A 17,506-nucleotide genomic window follows, 5' to 3' on the forward strand; every position below is an offset into this window, starting at 1 on the left:
GACGACAATCGAGCACGCACATTGGGTCTTGTTGTGCGATCGGTCGGAGGCACCGACTACCGGGAGACGGATTCAGGACGAAAACTAACGCTGCTGGGCCAAGAATCTGTCCAACTGATTCGCAAAGGATTGTATGTCGCGTGCATTCAACGCAGACGGCCCGCCGGTATTGATTCCGCTCGCGCGCAATGTGTCGTTGAAATCGCGCATATTCAAACGCTCCTTGATATTGTCTGGAGTGTAACGCTCGCCGCGCGGATTGATGGCATGGCCGCCTTTGCCGATCACTTCATGCGCCAACGGAATGTCGCCGGTTATCACCAAGTCGCCGGCGTTCATTCTTTTGACGATTTCGTTGTCGGCCCTGTCGAAACCCAAAGTTACCTGCAGCAGCCTGATATGGCGAGAAGGCGGCGTCTGTACGAATTGATTGGCAACCAGCGTAGTGGTTATGGCCATCCGCTCCGCCGCCCGAAACAAAATCTCCTTGATCGCTTTCGGACAGGCGTCCGCATCAACCCATATTTGCATGGGAAATCGCTCAGCTTCCGCCTTTCACCCTGGATTTCAAGTGTTCCGCAAGGCGTTTCATCGCCGAAGAGGCATCATCGGCCGAGAGATGGACGTTAATGATGCTCGGCATGGTTAGGTTGTTCAGGGAATTCGTCAGCGCGGCTTCAAAGTCTTCTTCCGTGGCGGCATCGTAGCCTTTCAACGGACCGAAGACTTCGCCCAGTCGATCGAAACGCCAACTGCTGATGTCGTTGAAAGGGCCTTCCAGGATGCCCCTTTCGGTGCCGTAGCCGGAATTGTTGAAAACCACCACGATCGGGTTCAGGCCCAGGTGCGCATGGGTTGAAAGCTCGGTGCCGGTCATTTGAAAAGCGCCGTCCCCGACCAGCACCAGCAGACGGTGGTCAGGCCGGGCGATTTGCGCGCCCAGGGCGGCGGGCACGGAAAAACCCATCGTGGCATAGTAGCAGGAGGCGAGGAATTCGCTCTGCTCATGCACCTGAAGATCGATCGCGGCAAAAAGGCAGTCGCCTACGTCGCAAACCACGATCATATCCGGGCTCAGCGCCTGATTGAGCCGTTCGATCATGCGTGCCGTCGTTATCGGCCGCTTCGGTTCGGGAAAGGCGCTCGCTTCAAGCGCTGGCGGCGGCGATGAAAATCCTTCGCCGCGCGTTTTGATCTGTCCTACCAGGGCCGTTAAAAAATCGGCCAAGGCGACACGTGGATAGCGGTGGGAGCTGATCACGACCTCGTTCTGCGCCGCACGGACCATATGGTGGGGATCGAGCTTTGCGGTATAGATGCCGGTATCGATGTCGTTCAAGGTCACGCCCAGCATCAGGAGTAAGTCGGATTGCTCGACCATGTAGCGCGCGTTTTCCGAACTCATCGCGCCTTCGTAAATACCGAGATAGGCCGGGTGGCGCTCGGCGATCACCGACTTTCCGGATAATGTGGCTACGACCGGCAACTGCGCGCGCTCGACGAGATTGACCAAAGCGCCCTGAAGACCGCGCCGGTGCAGCTCGACGCCCGCGACGACCATCGGCGAAACCGATTTGGCCAGCAGTTCCAGGGTTTCCGCGACCGCTTCCGATAAGGCGGTTTCGTCGCTCGCCAACGGTTCCAGCGCCTCGGCCGGCATCGGATAGCCTTCCGCCATGACCAGATCGCGAGGGATTTCGATGTAGACCGGCTTGCATAAGCGGCGAGCCGTCGCGATGGCCCGGTCTATCTGGCGAAATGCGATTACCGGATCGTTCAGCACTTCGGTCGCGCAGGTAATGCGTTCGAAAATTTCGCGCTGGAACGTGAAAGGGCCGAAGCGATGATGGATCAAGGGATCCTCTCTTTGTTCGCGGATGCCCGGAGCCCCGCTGATGACGATCACCGGCGAGGACTCCGCGTAGGCGCCCGCCACCGCATTGACCGTATTCAGCGCCCCGACGCCGTAGGTGACCGCCATGGCGCCCAGTCCCAGGCAGCGCGCATAGGCGTCCGCGGCAAAGGCGGCGGCATCTTCCCGCGTGGTGCCGATATGTTGAATGGGGCTGTTGACCAGCAGATCGTAAAAGCCGAGGACGTAATCGCCCGGAACGCCAAAGATATGCTTGACGCCCGCCTCATAGAGTCGGTTGAGGAGATATTGTCCAACCGTATCGAATTTCGCCGTGCTCATATCGCGCTCTCCCGCGGTTCAGGATCGAATCATCGTCAGTATCATTTTAAACCGTTGCAAAGCCTTCAGGCTATGCGGCTGCTGCGCGGGTATCAGAATCATTTCGCCGCCATGCAAGCGATGCTGCCGCCCCGCGATGCTGATTTCCGCCTCGCCTTCGAGCACATGCACGAGCGCATCGAAAGGCGCCGTGTGCTCGCTCAGGCCTTCGCCTTCGTCGAAAGCGAAGATCGTCACGTTACCGGTTTGCCTTTTGACGATTTCACGGCTGACGACGGAGCCGTCCTGGTAGCTTACCAGCTCTGCGGCCTTGGCGATTTCAGCACCGGCGAGCCCTTTGGGTCTGCTTGGGTTTTCTGATGGCATAAGATATTTCTCCTAAGAAGTTGCACACAATGCGACATCCGTTTATTGGAGAAGTTCGCGGCAAAGGGTGTGTGGGAGCGCTTAGCCCAGCAACTGGTTGATGCCGCCCGCAAACAACAGCACATCGTCGGGAAACATCTGCCGTCCCAGGGTTTTGCATTCGACCGTTGCCGGCAGCACATAACAGCGGACATCATCCTCGCGGGTATCGATGATATGCTCGATCGAGGTCAAGAGACGCTCCAGGCGGGTTTGGCTGAATACCGCGGTAAACACCGAATATTGCAGCGGCAGTCCGGCTTTTTTCAATACACGGTGAATTCGGCTCAGGCGCTTCGGATCGCTGATGTCGTAACTGATCAGATACAGTTTTTTACGCTGTTTGGCCATCAGCGGATCTCCAGCAGGCATTGATGCCATTTGCTCAACAGGCCGCGCAGCAAATGTTCGGAGCGGCCCCGGCGCTGTTCGTAAAATTCCGCCAGCGCCTGAGGTGCGGGCGGGGCAGGGGAGCGGGCATGCCAGTCCCGCAGCGCCGGATAAAAGTCCCACCATAAAATTCCGCACCAGTCGTCGGCCAGCGTGACGCGTTCGTCATGCAGGTTTTCACAGCGCGCATCCAGACCCGCCTCGCCCAAGGCCTGCAACACGGCGGCCAGTAAAAAGCCCCTCATCGGCTCGATGTTTTTGCGCCAGGGGCGATCGACCGAGACCTCGAACCAGCGGCGCAAGCTTACGGCATCGGCGTCCTGCCAGTCGTCAAAGCCCAAGCGCCGGGCCGCGCTGCGCACCGCCATGCGCTGCATGCCGTTCAGCCAGTCCCGATAGCGCTCCGGGGCGTCGGCATGTTGCCAAAAATCTTCGTATAACTGTTCCAGGTTCTGCCGGTCGCGCACGCAGCCGAGCCAGCGCCCCCGCACCTCGCCGTTCTCGTGCATGAACACGACCGCGATGCCGGCCTCCGCGCAGGCATACAGCGCCGGCATTTTCCAGTCGACCAAGCCCTGCACCACGATGCGCGACACTCTGGACAACGGGAATAACAGCCGGCTCTTGCCGGGCGCCGATACCGCCAACGCCGGCTCCTCGTAATCGACTTCGGTGTCCTGCGACCCGGTGATGTATAACGGCCTCACAGCGGTTTGTCCCAGCCGGTTTGCAGATAGGTCTTGGCCAGCTTATGCCCTTGCAGGCGCAGCCAGCGCCGGACCGGAACCGCGAAATGCTCGTAACGCGCAAAGAAACGCCGGCGTCCGTTTTTGCCCAGCACGCAGCGACCCTTGTCCAGCGTGAAATGGCTCTGGTCCAGCTCGCGCTCGCGGAACAGCGTCCACACGACCTTATCCAGGCGCGGCCTGACAGGTTCGATCAAATCGCAAGCCAGCGATTCGCGGCCATAGGCCGGTTCGTGATAAAACCCCAGTAAAGGTTCGAGCCCGGTCGCCAGACAACTGCTCACCGCCTCGAAATGCAGCAGCGTGTAGCCCAGCGACAGGCAGGCATTGACCGGGTCGGTGGGCGGTCTTCTGATGCGCTTGCCGAATTCGAGTGACGGAGGAAACAGCGTCGAATAGGCCGAAAAGTAAGCCGCCGAAGCGCTGCCTTCGTAGCCGCGCAAGGGTTCTATCTCAAACTGCGAAGACGCCAGTTTTTGCACAATCGCATCCAGAGTTTCGACCGCGGCAAACAACGGCCTGCGCAAGTCGGCGCGCGCGGCCATCGCTTCATGCAGTAACTGGCGCTGGTTGTGAATCTTCGCGAGCACCAGGCCTTGCGCCATCTTGAGGCGGCTATCCGCATCGAAATAAGCACGAAGCTGGCCCAGCCGCCGGTTGATATCGTTATGCGAGGGATTGAACGACATTGCCTTGATTCGGCTGGCGCGGCCCGACAAGAACAGCAATGCGATCCTGCGCTCGCTCAATGCGCCGAAGACCTGGCTGTCCATTTCCACGCCGCCGTTGACGACCACTTTTTCCAGCAAATGCAGCGGCACCGTGCCGCGCCGCTCGCCGTTTTCGTACAGGGCCAGCGCGCCGCCTTCGAGTTTGACGGCCAGGTTTTTCCTATCCAAATACAATGTGTGCATGGTGTCTCCTAGTTCAAAATCTAGGGTGGGAGCGACGCCTACGTCGCGATTAAAGCCTCAAGTCGCGACGTAGGCGTCGCTCCCACCGGCACTTTCGTTTGCACGGACTTCTTAGCCGACGTAATAAAAAGCGCCGTCCTGGGGCGGCAAGGCCTTGCCCAGCGTATAAACGCGGCCGCGCGGATCGAGCCTGAGCAGAAAAAAGCGGTCCTCTTCGGTGTCGATCACGTCGCTCACTTCGGATAACAAGGCGGCCTTCTCTGTTTTGCTCAAAAAACATTCATAAACCGACTTCTGGCCGCCGGAGGCATAGGCGCGAATCACCCTCAAGGTCTTGCGCAGACGCTTGGGGTCTCGAATGTCGTAAGCGGCGATGTAAAGTTGGCGTTGGCTCATGCGTACAGCATACGCATGAAGCAGCCGAATTTCAGGGTTGACAAGCTTGTCAGATTGGCAAGCAGGCTGTCTTTGGGAAGTCGAGGTTGGGATGAGGAAAACCGTCATTCCGACATGGATTGCCGGAATCCATACTACAGGGATGTTTTGAGCTTGGCGTCCCTGGCATTGGATTCGGTATCTACGGACCACTGCATCAATGAAAATAGATTGGCGATTGGTGGGAGCGACGCCTACGTCGCGATTAAAGCCTCAAGTCGCGACGTAGGCGTCGCTCCCACGAACGAGTTTTTTACGGGATAAGGAAAGCCGTCTTATGTCTGATAGGGTTAAGAGCTTACTTGCAAAACTTATCGTTGGCTGAGCGGAGCCGAAGTCAAACAATCGCTTGGACCTTTCGGCGCATACCGTTATACATAAATGCCGTCATATCCGCCGGGAAGGGGATATCCAGGGCCAGGGATGGCAAGCCTTAAACGTCCCTGTAGCCTGGATCCCGGCAATCCCTGCCGGAATGACGAACTTGTGTATAAGGGCATGCCTTCGGGGGGCTCAGGCCGGCGCTTCGTTCAAAGAACGGCTTAACTTGATGGCATTGATGCGGGGCGTAAGAACGATGAAAAATCCCTTCTTTATAAGGTCAGTGTTTTAAATGCTTGTCAATTCGCACGATGGAACTAGCTCTTAGTCTTAATCCCTTCTTTATAAGGTCAGTGTTTTAAATCCTACTGGGATCTAATACCACCAACTGATTCAGTCTTAATCCCTTCTTTATAAGGTCAGTGTTTTAAATTGACGAAACTTTAACCCATCTCGTTATACACAACTTGCCTAATCCTGTAAGCTACGCGATTTTTTCGAACCAAGGACAAGAAGGCAAATGGAGTGGGTGAAAAAGGAATTATCTGGAATCAAACTGGGAGATGAGCGTTTGAACAAAAGATCGGCGAAGCTGTTGAAAAGTTTTGCGTCGAAGCCGAGCGCGAGCATACCGACAGCCTGTGGAGGTTGGAGTGAGACCCTGGCGGCGTACCGGTTTTTCGGGCAAGAGGGGATTGCGTGGAATGACATTCTGCAGCCGCATATCGATTGCACCTTGATACGCAGTCAAGCCTATCCGGTGGTGCTGTGCCTACAAGACACCACGGAGCTGAATTTTAACGGACAGTCAATCGAGGGATTGGGGCCGTTGTCATATGAAGCGCAGCGAGGGATGTACTTGCATCCGACGTATGCGGTGACGCCAGAACGGCTGCCGCTGGGCGTATTGGATGCCTGGATGTGGGCACGGGAGCCGAAAGACGCCGATGGCGAGCGGCGTGGAATCTGTGAGAGCGCGCGCTGGCGGGAAGGTTACGAACGCGTAGCAGAGGTTGCGGAGGCACACCCGGACACGCGCTGGGTTTATGTGGCAGACCGCGAAGCCGACATCCTGGGACTAATGCAACGCGCCCATGCCCTGAAGAATCCAGCCGATTGGCTGATCCGATCCCAGCACAACCGCAAACTTGGGAAGGATGAGGCCAAGTTGTGGGAGCAGGTCGAACGGGCGCAGGTCTTGGGCGAGATTCGCTTTCATCTGCAGCCACGCCCGGGACAGAAAGGGCGCGAGGTAAGCCAACAGCTACGCAGCCTGCGTGTCGGCTTAGCCGATGGCAATGGTGGAACGTTTGAAGTGAGCGCTCTGTTGGCGCGCGAAATCGCCCCGCCTGAAGGCGAAAAGGCGGTGGAATGGCGCTTAATGACAAATCTTCCGGCGTCGACGTTGGACGCAGCGAGGGAGTTAATCGATTGGTACCGATGCCGGTGGGAGATTGAGATGTTTTTCAACATTCTCAAAAACGGCTGCAAGGTGGAAGCCTTACAATTGTCGGCGATGCCCCGCGTCGAGTTGGCCTTGGCTTTCTATCTGATTACCGCTTGGCGGATCGGTTACCTGATGCGTTTGGGGCGAAGCTGCCCGGAGATGGATGGCGAAGCGGTGTTCGAACGGGAAGAATGGCAGGCGGCCTGGCTAGTGGCGCGCAAACCCCTACCGGATAAGCCGCCGACTTTGAACGAGATCATCAGAGTGATTGCCGGTTTCGGCGGCTTTCTCGGACGCAAAGGCGATGGTGAGCCCGGCGCCAAAACACTTTGGATCGGTCTTCAGCGCGTCATGGACTTCGCCATCGGCATTCGCGCGATGCGGGAAGCTCAGAATTGTGTATAACGAAATGACTTTAACCATTCCAGAGTCAAACGTCTTAATCCCTTCTTTATAAGGTCAGTGTTTTAAATTCTTAAATGGCGAGAAACAGAACCTTATGAAGAGTCTTAATCCCTTCTTTATAAGGTCAGTGTTTTAAATAAACTTGATCCGACATTAAGTAAATCCGCATTGTCTTAATCCCTTCTTTATAAGGTCAGTGTTTTAAATACAAGAAACGATGGGCAGAGTTGCAAAACCTGCGTCTTAATCCCTTCTTTATAAGGTCAGTGTTTTAAATACCCTATCAGATACGTTAAACCTAAGACCTGGGTCTTAATCCCTTCTTTATAAGGTCAGTGTTTTAAATGAAGGAAACATTTAAAGCAGATAAACTTGCAGCAGTCTTAATCCCTTCTTTATAAGGTCAGTGTTTTAAATAGCTCGGTGTTTTCCTCCTTTATTAATCAATGGCTTGGCAATGGGGTTGGGGCGATTTTGCATATTGGAAAAGTTAACCGTTGTCATTGCATCCAGACCCGCAGTTTTTCTTTCAGGTTCATCAGCTCGCGATAGCTGCACACCGCGATGCCGAGGTCGCCGGCGCGTTGCAGATCGTGTTTTCTGGGTTGGGTAAAGCTTATCAGCATTGCGCGGGCTTGCAAACCGCCGAGGAGGTCTTTCAGCGTATCCAGTTTGTAGAGCGTCTGCGCGCCTTCGCTGTGCACGGCATGATTGCCGTTGAAAACCTTGGTCTTGCATTCGATCAGGTAGAGCCGGTTGTCCTTCAGCAGGGCGACGTCGATCTCGTTTTTGACCGGCTGATTGCGATGCAGCCGTTCCACTTCGATGCTGCGTCCAATGTCCTGGATACCGGCCGCTTTTTTCAAATTCAGGCACAGGCCGTAAACATGCTGCTCCAGCCAGCCGCCGTTGACGAAGAAGCGCGCGTCTTCGCTCGGAAAGGTCAGCCGGTTTTTTTCCAGGGCGAGCACTCCCGCGCTCTCGAAACGGTCGATCAATTGGCGCAGGGCGCCGTTCCGCATTTCGTCGTCGTTCAAGTCGGCCGCCAGGCTGCGCTCGGCTCTGGCCGCCCGGAAGTTTAGCGTCGCCAGCGCTTTTTCATACGGGCCTATGTGCCCGATGATGTCTTCGGTTAAGGTCCGGTAGATTGGCGGCACGCCGAGTTTGTCGCCTTGTCCGGTGACGGTCGCGCCGTAAGCCTGGAAGAACTCCGGCAGTTTGATCCGGTCGGCAAGCGCCTGGCCCGGCTGTTTGGGCGGATACATCCAGACGATCCGGTCTTGTTCGGGGTGGACATAAAAGATGGGTTTTTCGAATTCGCGAAAAATTTCATAGGCGGCGATGCTCATCGGCTTGGTGCCGCCGGTCGCATTCAGCGCGATGGGCTGTTGCGCCTGCGCGTCGAGCAGGTCGATCACGCGGCTTTGGATGTGTTCGATGTCCCAGGGATCGTCGATCGGCCAGCGCCGGGTGGCGATGCCGCGTCTTTTGATCACAGCTTCCAGCCAGTCTGCGCGCGTTTGCATGTCGGGGCTGACCAGCAGGATCACGGTGTCGGGTCTGAAGTCTTCGTCCAGCACCGGAGTGATGTTCGGGACCGCCTGGGCGGAAACCAGGATCAGGTGGACTGGGATTTTCATCCGTGCGCTCCGGCTTGCGAGATTGCGATGATGTTGGCGCTGGCCATGTCGAGTTTGTTGTCCTTATAGGCGGCGGTCACGTAGAGGGTGTCGATAGAGGCTTCTTCGGCGGCCATGAAGGCGCCGAGGCTCATCGGGGTTTTGCCGCCGGTCACATCGACCGCGATCGGGGAGATGCCGGATTCTTGCATCTCGCGCACGATCTCGGCGGTTTTTTGTTTGACTTCGGCCGGGTCGTCGGGGTTGTCGATGTGGCGAATGACGACCTTAGCGCCTATTTGCCGCGCCTGCGCCTTGATCTGCTCGCCCTCGCCCTGGCTGGAGTCGGTCAGCAGCAAGCCGACGGCCTCGGGTTGAATCTGGTCTATTACCCAGGCCGGCACGTTGGCGCGGCTGACCGTAAAAATCAGACCTTGCCAGCGACTCAGTTCGGGACGGCCGCCGATGCTCGGGAAGCGGTTGCGGGTCAGCCATTGGCGGATGTCGTTGCGTTTGTAGAGGCCGTACACGAGACCGCCGATCGAGATCAGCAGCATCAGGTCGCCGAACAGGATGCCGAATTGGTCGAGCGTTTGCCAGGCCTGGTCGCTCCAGCCGAAGAGGTTTTGTGTCATGCCGTTACCCTGGTGATCCGGTATTCTTCGAGTTTGGCGCCGTAGCGCTGCATGTCTTCCGCGTCCAGCTCGACGCCGCGTGCATCATAGGGCAAATCCAGCGTCAGGTGGATGTAGCGGGCATTTTTGGCGCAGACCGCGCCGGCCAGATTGACCGGCAAGCTGCCGATCACGACGTCGCCGGGGTTGATGCGGGCGATGTCCAGGTGTTCGATCTGCTGGTCGACCCGGATGCCCTGGCGCTGGGACCAGTCGATCGCGCCGGGGTGGCGGGAGACGAAGTAAGTAGTCATGCGGTTAACAATCAAGTTCGGTGGGAGCGACGCCTACGTCGCGACTAAAAACAGGCTTCAGTCGCGACGTAGGCGTCGCTCCCACTGTTCTCACTGTTCCCATTGCTTCGGCAACACTCATAACCATATTGAATCCCAATGCGGATAATCGCCGATTCGGTTGACCAAGCCGGCGCGGAGGGGATTGGCGACGATATAGCGCGCAACCGCCCGTAAATCTTCTTCCTGACGCAAGGCATGATCATGAAAACCGTCCTGCCAAAACGGTTTGCCGATTTTTTTGGCGGAGAGTGTTTTGAGGCTTTCGACGACCTGGCTGAGTGAGCGGATTTGCCCCAATTGCATCAGCCAGTGCAGATGATCCGGCATCACGACAAAGGCAAGGGTCCTGGCTTCGGGATCGGTGTGCAAGAGGCGGATCAGTGTCCGTGCCGCATAAAAATCGGCGAACACTGTCACGCGATCTTGCGTGGTGGCCGTGATCAGATAGATTTGATGGGGTATGGAGCGCCGGCCCTTGCGCAGTGATTTGCTGTGCGGGTCGGGTTTGGGTTTTTTTAGTCGCGACGTGGGCGTCGCTCCCACCCCTGTGGAGCCGGTGGGAGCGACGCCCACGTCGCGACTAAAGAAAGGATGGCTACAAGTCGTCATACCAGATATTCCTGAAGAGGTTACTGTAAGGTTTTCAACAGTTCCTTGGCCTTTTTATTGCCTTCCGCGCCGATGAATTTCAGGATGTCTCTGCCGACATTGTGTAATCCGGCTTTGTCTTCGGCCGGCCAAGCCGCCGCGCCGCCGATCAGTTCGCGCAGCTCGCTGTAAAGCGGGCCGCCGATCTGTTCGCGGGCATTCGCGGCCTGTTTTTCTTGCAGCTTTTGTTTCAGGCCATCGATTTGCAGTTGTTCGGGCGTCATCGATTGCTGCCGTAGACGATCTGCCTCTTCCTTTGCCAGCCGCTCCCGTTCGGCCTGCGCCGCCAGTTCCGCTTGCCGGTGGCGTTCGGTTTCCTCGCGTTCGCGGCGTTGTTCGGCTTCGCGGCGTTTTGCTTGAAGTTCGGCTTTTTGCCTGACCTGCTTTTCGGCCCAGCGCCGGGCGTCGTGCTGTTGACTGGCGCAGAGTTCGGCTAGCTCGGGCGATGCCTTTGCGGCGGATATGTCGGCTTCGATTTCGACCAATACCCAGCCGAAAGGCAGCAGGTCGGTGCGCTGCTCCTTGGTTTGGGCGGCCAGCCAGAGGGTCTTGGGCGAATCGGCATAGCCGGGCTGCTGGCCTTTGCCTTTGATGATTTTGATGTTGCCGTTGCGCGCGCCGCTGACGGTGACCGAATCCGCGCCGGAATGCCGGCCGACACGAAGAACGAAGGCTTTGCCGGTTTTAAGTTTGTCCTGATTCAAGGCCAGTATCTCGGTGAGGGTTTGGTTCCAGCCGCCATGCAGATAGTTTCTCTCCTGCATCAGTTTGCGCTCCGCGGTCAGAATAGGGAGATAAAAAAGATTGCAGGCCTGGGCTATCTCTTCGGCCGTAAAACGCAGTTCGGCCGCCGGCAATGCACGGTGATTATCGGAGCCGACGGACTGAAGGTTGAGCTGGCCGCTAAAGGTGCGCGCATAACAGGCCGGCACGCACTCCAGAATTTGATAGAGGTTTTCGCCCATCGCCTGGCGCAACTTGCCTTCTTGATTGACGACCGGGGATTTTTTGCGATTGACCGCCAAAAATACCTGTGAAGTCGGAAGATTTGTCTCCTGCTGCCAAATCGCGTCCGAAAAACTGATCAGGCGGAGGGGGTCGAGTTCCAACTGCAATCTACCGCGCTCGGGATCGCAGTATTTCAGCAAGCGGCCCTGAAATTCATGCAGGCCCTTGCGCTCGTTCGGACGGGCGCGGGCGCCGGCATTGATTTTATCCAGCAACGCCGTGCGTATTGCGCCTTTGACCGAGGAGCCGAAGAGCACCGGCTGGCGATTGACCGGGTTGTAGGCGGTGCGGTCGATTTCGAGCCGGTTGATCACCTGTTTGCCGTCGGCCTCGCGATTGGCGGATTTGCCGACCCGGTCTTCGTAAAGCCTGACGACCCCATCCAGCACCGGAATCGCGTTGACCGCCCAGGGCTTTAACGCTTCGCGGCGGTCGTAGAAGAATTTCTGCACGGCCTTGAGCATTTGCGTGTCCGGTCTTGCCGACACGATTTTGGACAGTTGCGCCCGGTCATTTTCGGTCAACGCGGCGACCGCGGCGCCGGTGTCGAATTCGTACAGGGTGTCGTCGTCGATCACGTAATTGGTCGGCTCGTAGCTGTCGCCGGTGCCGATATGGATGGGCGACAGCGGCGTGTATTTCAGCGTGTAGTGCTTTAAAAAACTCATGACTTCCCTCAAAAAGGCGCCGCGATCGGCAGCACCGGCGCGTAGCCTTGCTGCACCGTGGCATCCAGGGTTTTGGACAATTGCCTGCCGCCGCCGATGCCTTGCCCGATGAAGCCGCGCGCCGGCGGGTCGACGGCAAAAACGCCGCCGGTTTGCGCCAGCAACACCGGATTCTTAAAGGGCTTGCCTTGCTGGTGCACGGCGATGTCGCCGTGCCGGCCGAAGCGGGTAAACACTTGATAGTAACTGCGCCGGCTGTCGAAACCCAGGCCCTGCGGCGCGCACGGCGCGAGCGTCAGGCAGGCGTCGGCGCCGTTTTGCGCGGGCAGGGGGGCTGCCTGAAAATCCGCAATCTCGAATTTGCCGAGGCCGATGCTGGCGTCCTTGCCGAAGCCGAAGTCGCCGATGTCGGTGAGGCATTGCCGGCAGTGTTCCAAGCTGAATCGATCGGTATCCAGCAGCAGGCGCAGCGTCCAGCGTAGGCCCGGAAGAAACCATTCCTGTTCGATGCTGTAGGGCGCGAAGCCGTTGGCGCCGGTCGTATTCGTCAGGCGGTTGATGGTGTTGTGGGGTTGGGGGTGTTTTTCGCTGAGCGTTGTTAGTCGCGACGTGGGTGTCGCTCCCACGGCTTGACGCGCGGCGATGGTGGAGGCGGTGACGGATTGCTGCAGCCAGTCGGCGAGCGGTTTGTCGAAGGCGGCTTCGGGCAGCCAGGCGCGCTTTTTGACCGCCTTGCGGTCTTCGCCTTCGGGCAGTTCGTAAAAACTGCCCGGCAGTTTCGGCAACGGCCAGTACCCTTCCGGAAAGGCGTCGGAGATCACCGCGAACGGCCTGTCTTCGGTGTAACCGTTCAACAATTCGATCAACCTGGCCTCGCCAAAGCGGTTGCGAATCGCCCAGCAGAGCTGGCCGAACAACGTATCGCCCTTGAGCGGCGTGGCGAATGCCGACAAAGGTTTAAGCGACACTCGAATGCTCTGCATCAGGCCGCCTCTTGCAGAATCAACTGATCGAGTTTCGTCTGGATGTCCTTGCCGTCGAGCTGCAAGCCTCTAAAGGCGATTTTGCCGTAACCGCGCGAGCCGGAGCCGCCGAGGCCGGTCAGTTCGAGCAGCTTGAGGCCGACCAGGATCGTGTCGGTCAGGTCTTCGTGGTCATGCACGCGGATCGTCAGTTTGAAGTCGAACTGGGCCGAGGCCGGCACGCGCTCGGTGTTGCGGGGATGCTCGGCGGTGCCGCGGATGCGGTCGATCATGTTTTCCATTTTGGTTTCGGTCAGCAGCAGGTTTTTGGCGTCCATTTCTTTCACCCATTGAGGGTCCAGCGAGCAATCCCAGAATGACAGGCGGGTGGGGCCGATTGCTTTGACCAGGGCCTCGTCGATCTCGCCATCGGGCGCGCCGCCGAACAGCTTGATCAAGGCCTTGGCTTTATCCAGCACGTTGCCGTCCAATTTTTTCAGGTGCCTGAAGCTCAAGGGTTGGCCGTCGGTGTGTCCGACGACGCCCAGATGCCACTCCAAGAGGCTCCGGATTTTGCCTTTGATGCTGGAGCCGGGGATATAGGGTTCCTGGGTGATCGGGTTCTTGATGACCGGATTGTCGGTGCCGCCGATGTGGATTTCGGTGTTGCCGCTGCCGATGTGCAGGCCGCTGAGCAGTTCGATCTGGCCGGTCAGTTTTTGGATATGAGTCAGTTGCATCGCGAATCTCCGTTAGTCTTTGGGTCTTTTTTCTTTGTAAAAGCCCATGAAGGCTTCCATGAACAGTTTGAAGTGGCGCAGGGTCTTCAGGCTGTCTACCTGTTGCAGGCCGTCGTTGATCAGCTTGACATAGTTGTCGTCGACCAGTTTTCTGCCCAGGGCGTAGGCGGCCTTCGCGTTGATCATCCGGATGAACGGCAGGTATTCGTCGAACTTGTCCGGGTGCTGGCTTGCTTTGCTTTCCCACATCACGATTTCTTCATAGAAGCGGCGCAATTGCGTCGGCTTGTTGCTGTTTCTGTTGTCCGCGATCGTTTCGGCCGTTTCCCTGGCGATCACGTCGAACAGATCGGCCTTGATGTCCTTGAGCTGGATTTTCGCTGTATCCAGCGGTTTGTGGGCCGGCTTGTCGTCGTGCCCGCCGCGATAGCCGTGGCCTTGCCGTTGTGGGGGGTAGGTCGCCATTGATTTCTCCTGGGTCGTATGCAAAAAAATTTGTTTTACATCGTTCCCACGCTCTGCGTGGTAACGGGGTTTAGGACGCTCCGCGTCCCGTACCGCGGGAGCGGTAAAAGCTGCATTCCCACGCAGAGCGTCACTGCCATTAAGTTAAGAAAACCACGTCATTCCGGCAGGGAATGCCGGAATCCAGTCGCCAGGGATGGCGAGCTTTAATACATCCCTGTAGTCTGGATCCCGGCAATCCATGCCGGGATGACGGCTTAACTTAATGGCAGTGACGCAGAGCGTGGGAACGATTATTTCGTTAATCGCGTTGCTGGTACAGATGGCAAAACAGGGTCACGCGATAGTTGCCGCCATGCCGAACGATTCCCGCATTGGCGATTTCTTCGGCCAATTCCGCGTGCCTCCGTTTGCGCTGGTCCTTGTCCAGCTTTTTGCGCTCCAGCATTCTGGCGGTGCGATAGGCGAAGTAGCTGTGCCAGAGGGCGTTTTCCGGGTTCTGGTCGACCTTTTCGGCCATCTCGATCAGGTTCAGCAGGCCGTAGACATAGCCGGTGCTCAAGCCGTTGTCCGCGCTGAGCCGCTGCAGATGCATTTGCCGATGGCCGGTCAATTCCGCAAACTCGTCCCAGGCCATGCATTGGTTGAAGCAGCAAACCGCATTTTTGGGCGCCGGCTTTTGGTCTGTAGGGTTATGGCCTTTGGCCTCTTCCAGCGCGGCCTCCGCCATTTCGCCAAGCTGCGCGATCGGCAGTCCCGGCTTGGTCGTGCTGATGCCTGCGGAGAAGTGTACCTCCTGATTGCTCGCGACATAGCGTTGAAAAGCTTGCCGCATTGCGCCGGCCAGCCGGATTTGCGACAGCCAGGGGCCGATCAGGAAAAAGTCGTCGCCGCCGGCGAAGACGGTGTAGCTGTCCTTAAATTCGGTCCGGCAGAACCAGGGCAGGTAGACGGTGAAAAAATTGTTCATCTGGCGCGACAGGGCGGCGGTTTTACTGAAGCTGATGTCGTTGCCGAGGCCCTTCTCGAAGATCAGGCCGAGATTGTCGACGTCGCCTTTCAGGGTGGATAAGGCGCTGATGCCTATCCATTTGCCTTGATTTTCCTGGATTCTGTCGCTGCAGGCGAGGTGGTTCAGGGTTTTGGCGGCGCCGATTTCGAGCGCTTCCTCGATACCGATGTATTTATCCCAGGCTTCTTCCAGCTTGTCGGCCTCGGTGGCGATCGGCACGTAGGCGTTGATGTTGCGGCGCGCGTAGCCGTTCCAAAGCGCCCGGTCCGGATCTTTTTCGGGCAAGGAAAAGTCCCAGGCCCTGAGCAAATTGCCGGTTTTCGCTTCCAGGCCAAATTTGCCTTTGTCCGCCTCGCTGCCGGTAAAGCTGATGTGGTAACCGAAAATCGGAATCGATACCGCGCTGGTCATGTGCAATGTGTCGCGAGTAATCAGGATGCGCTGTTTGTCTGGCTTTGCCAGCCAGGCGCCGATGTCGATCTGGTCCTTGGCGAGCCCGCCGATGTAGACATCTTCGAAGGGTTCGGTCGCCGGCGAACGGCCGTCGATCTTGCAGACGCCCTTGGTATTGTCGAAACGGTCGAGAAAATCCTCGATGACGATCGGAGCATCCGGATTGACGCATAGGTTGAAGCGCCGGTTTTTGACGACGTCCATTTGTCTTATCAATTTGTCGATCAGCTTCCGATATGGACTGCGGCTATCGTCATGTCGCGACGTGGGCGTCGCTCCCACCACCGGATTTCGGCGGAAATCATTGCAGCAAGCCTCGGTCCAGGCCAGACCGACGCCGGCCTGGCCGTAGCTGTGTTCCAAAAACCAGGCGTCGAGTGCGTTTTGCACCTGTTGCAGTTTTTCCCGTGTCGCCGGGGTGTCGTGGGCGACGATCATGAATTTGCCGGCCGCGTTGATCACCTGGCTGGTGGACGGCAGATCCAGCGCATCCAACACCTTCAGCGCCGCGCATTCGGTCAGCAGCGACACATAAAACGAACGCCCGCGCAGCAGTTTGGCCGCGCGCTTGCCGGTTTCGCCGCCGCTGGCGAAGATGAAGTCCTGAATGCCGAAAAAATCGCCCTGAATCAGCAGGAATTTGTTTTCGCCCCAGCTTTTTTGCGGGTCTTGCAGGGCCTCGGCGGCGCTCTCTCCGGTATCGCCGCGTTCGTGATGATAGCGCCACAAGGCCGTCGCCAGCGCTGCGGTGACGCGGGAATGGTCGTAGAGGGACACGTCGGGGCGGACGTTGAAGGCGGTCGCGGCAGGGATCGCTTGCGTATATACGCCCCAGAGCGTTTCGAAATGATCGAGCCATAGCGACCAGTTGGCGCGGTGCGATGGAGGCATCTGCCCGAGCGCCGCGGTGAAGCCCTGCCACAGGGCGTGGTATTCTTGCTGCGCGGCCGCGTTGTCGTCGCTTTCGTATCCGGCCGCCTGGACCGGAAAAATGCTGCTCGGCGACAACGGTTTGAGCGGGTAGCGGTATTGATGGTTTTGCGGGGCGCCGCGATGCAGACGGATCTGTTCGAACAAAGGCAGTTGCCGCGCCGTGTAGTGGTTTTTGCCGGTTGCGGTGCCTTCGTCCGCCGCGTTGTAGCGCTCGAATTCTTCCCGGTCGAAACCCGATGCGACCCGGTCGGCGGTTGCGATCACCCATTGCAGAAAGGTTTTCGGCTTATGGTGCATCGCGGCTGCATTGATGAACGAATCGTCGGCGTCCTGCGTTTTCCACGAGCCGAACGGCGCGAAATCCGTTCCCGTCAGATCGGGCAGAAAGTCCTCGATCGCATCCATCGCCAAACCGGTGTAAGCCGCATGGACGCGGGTGAACCAGCCTCTGTCGTCGACGTGGTTTTTGCGATGCGGGCAATACAGCTGTTTGTTCGCATCCAGCGCTTCCGTGTCGACCGAAAGTTTGGCCCGTTCGGCAAATTTGCCGAGATCGTGCAAAAATGCCGCCAATGCGACACGGCTGGATTGCTCCAGCAAGGGATTAATCGCCATGCTTTGGGTCTCCTTAGGATGAAATGAATCCGCTCGTTGCTCAGGTGGATGCGGTAGCGCGTGTGCGGGCGCCTGCCTGTAGCCGTGATAAGCCGGGACCGCGACTGTCAAAGTTTGTTTCAGTTTTTGGTTGATCAGCGATGTCCGCGGCAGGAA

At 57.8% G+C, this 17,506-nt stretch carries 17 protein-coding genes and 1 CRISPR repeat array; of the genes, 1 reads left to right on the forward strand and 16 read right to left on the reverse strand.

From position 1 onward, the window contains the following. Window positions 1-84 precede the first annotated feature (84 nt). From ACEPPP_RS16735 to cas2 (ACEPPP_RS16765), 7 genes are all read right to left on the reverse strand, one after another. Entirely contained in the window at window positions 85-531 is a 447-nt protein-coding gene (locus tag ACEPPP_RS16735; protein WP_374088502.1) for a YaiI/YqxD family protein, read from the reverse strand. Between the two features lie 10 nt (window positions 532-541). Further along, window positions 542-2,194: an alpha-keto acid decarboxylase family protein gene (locus ACEPPP_RS16740; protein ID WP_374088503.1), complete on the reverse strand. Its 1,653-nt coding sequence runs from the start codon at window positions 2,192-2,194 to the stop codon at window positions 542-544. Between the two features lie 18 nt (window positions 2,195-2,212). Beyond that, on the reverse strand, window positions 2,213-2,560 hold the full coding sequence (locus tag ACEPPP_RS16745; protein ID WP_374088504.1) for a cupin domain-containing protein: 348 nt from the start codon (window positions 2,558-2,560) through the stop codon (window positions 2,213-2,215). Window positions 2,561-2,641: 81 nt separating this feature from the next. Then, window positions 2,642-2,950, reverse strand: a complete 309-nt coding sequence (cas2, locus tag ACEPPP_RS16750) for a CRISPR-associated endonuclease Cas2 (RefSeq protein ID WP_374088505.1) — start codon at window positions 2,948-2,950, stop codon at window positions 2,642-2,644. Next, window positions 2,950-3,696, reverse strand: a complete 747-nt coding sequence (locus ACEPPP_RS16755) for a CRISPR-associated endonuclease Cas1 (protein ID WP_374088506.1) — start codon at window positions 3,694-3,696, stop codon at window positions 2,950-2,952. The genes cas2 (ACEPPP_RS16750) and ACEPPP_RS16755 overlap by 1 nt, the downstream gene beginning before the upstream one ends. Next, window positions 3,693-4,649, reverse strand: coding sequence for a CRISPR-associated endonuclease Cas1 (cas1, locus tag ACEPPP_RS16760; RefSeq protein ID WP_374088507.1), 957 nt, complete (start codon window positions 4,647-4,649; stop codon window positions 3,693-3,695). The genes ACEPPP_RS16755 and cas1 overlap by 4 nt, the downstream gene beginning before the upstream one ends. A gap of 111 nt (window positions 4,650-4,760) precedes the next feature. After that, window positions 4,761-5,045 carry a CRISPR-associated endonuclease Cas2 gene (cas2, locus tag ACEPPP_RS16765; protein ID WP_374088508.1) on the reverse strand — a complete coding sequence of 95 codons (285 nt, stop codon included), beginning with the start codon at window positions 5,043-5,045 and terminating at the stop codon, window positions 4,761-4,763. An 880-nt stretch (window positions 5,046-5,925) separates the two neighbouring features. On the opposite strand from cas2 (ACEPPP_RS16765), the gene ACEPPP_RS16770 reads away from it, so the two are divergent. Next, window positions 5,926-7,257 (forward strand): IS4 family transposase, encoded by a 1,332-nt coding sequence (locus ACEPPP_RS16770; RefSeq protein WP_374086177.1) that lies wholly within the window; start codon window positions 5,926-5,928, stop codon window positions 7,255-7,257. A 31-nt stretch (window positions 7,258-7,288) separates the two neighbouring features. Next, a CRISPR array of direct repeats spans window positions 7,289-7,674; the repeat unit is 37 nt; unit sequence GTCTTAATCCCTTCTTTATAAGGTCAGTGTTTTAAAT. 83 nt (window positions 7,675-7,757) lie between these two features. Here ACEPPP_RS16770 and ACEPPP_RS16775 read toward each other — a convergent pair. From ACEPPP_RS16775 to cas10, 9 genes are all read right to left on the reverse strand, one after another. Beyond that, window positions 7,758-8,897: a Card1-like endonuclease domain-containing protein gene (locus ACEPPP_RS16775; RefSeq protein ID WP_374088509.1), complete on the reverse strand. Its 1,140-nt coding sequence runs from the start codon at window positions 8,895-8,897 to the stop codon at window positions 7,758-7,760. Beyond that, entirely contained in the window at window positions 8,894-9,511 is a 618-nt protein-coding gene (locus tag ACEPPP_RS16780; protein WP_374088510.1) for a hypothetical protein, read from the reverse strand. The genes ACEPPP_RS16775 and ACEPPP_RS16780 overlap by 4 nt, the downstream gene beginning before the upstream one ends. After that, entirely contained in the window at window positions 9,508-9,804 is a 297-nt protein-coding gene (csx16, locus tag ACEPPP_RS16785) for a CRISPR-associated protein Csx16 (RefSeq protein ID WP_374088511.1), read from the reverse strand. The genes ACEPPP_RS16780 and csx16 overlap by 4 nt, the downstream gene beginning before the upstream one ends. A gap of 117 nt (window positions 9,805-9,921) precedes the next feature. Continuing rightward, window positions 9,922-10,455 carry a transposase gene (locus ACEPPP_RS16790; protein WP_374088512.1) on the reverse strand — a complete coding sequence of 178 codons (534 nt, stop codon included), beginning with the start codon at window positions 10,453-10,455 and terminating at the stop codon, window positions 9,922-9,924. A gap of 20 nt (window positions 10,456-10,475) precedes the next feature. Beyond that, window positions 10,476-12,170 carry an RAMP superfamily CRISPR-associated protein gene (locus ACEPPP_RS16795; protein WP_374088513.1) on the reverse strand — a complete coding sequence of 565 codons (1,695 nt, stop codon included), beginning with the start codon at window positions 12,168-12,170 and terminating at the stop codon, window positions 10,476-10,478. An 8-nt stretch (window positions 12,171-12,178) separates the two neighbouring features. Then, a complete protein-coding gene (locus tag ACEPPP_RS16800; RefSeq protein WP_374088514.1) occupies window positions 12,179-13,153 on the reverse strand; it encodes a CRISPR-associated protein Csm7 in 975 nt (324 codons plus the stop codon). Next, window positions 13,153-13,872 carry a type III-A CRISPR-associated RAMP protein Csm3 gene (gene csm3 / locus ACEPPP_RS16805; RefSeq protein WP_374088515.1) on the reverse strand — a complete coding sequence of 240 codons (720 nt, stop codon included), beginning with the start codon at window positions 13,870-13,872 and terminating at the stop codon, window positions 13,153-13,155. Before csm3 ends, ACEPPP_RS16800 begins: the two co-directional genes overlap by 1 nt. A gap of 12 nt (window positions 13,873-13,884) precedes the next feature. Further along, window positions 13,885-14,337, reverse strand: coding sequence for a type III-A CRISPR-associated protein Csm2 (gene csm2 / locus ACEPPP_RS16810; RefSeq protein ID WP_374088516.1), 453 nt, complete (start codon window positions 14,335-14,337; stop codon window positions 13,885-13,887). A gap of 301 nt (window positions 14,338-14,638) precedes the next feature. Continuing rightward, window positions 14,639-17,350 (reverse strand): type III-A CRISPR-associated protein Cas10/Csm1, encoded by a 2,712-nt coding sequence (cas10, locus tag ACEPPP_RS16815; RefSeq protein WP_374088517.1) that lies wholly within the window; start codon window positions 17,348-17,350, stop codon window positions 14,639-14,641. Window positions 17,351-17,506 lie beyond the last annotated feature (156 nt).

Origin of the sequence: Methylomicrobium lacus (assembly GCF_041897535.1) — a bacterium.
GTDB lineage: Bacteria > Pseudomonadota > Gammaproteobacteria > Methylococcales > Methylomonadaceae > Methylomicrobium > Methylomicrobium lacus_A.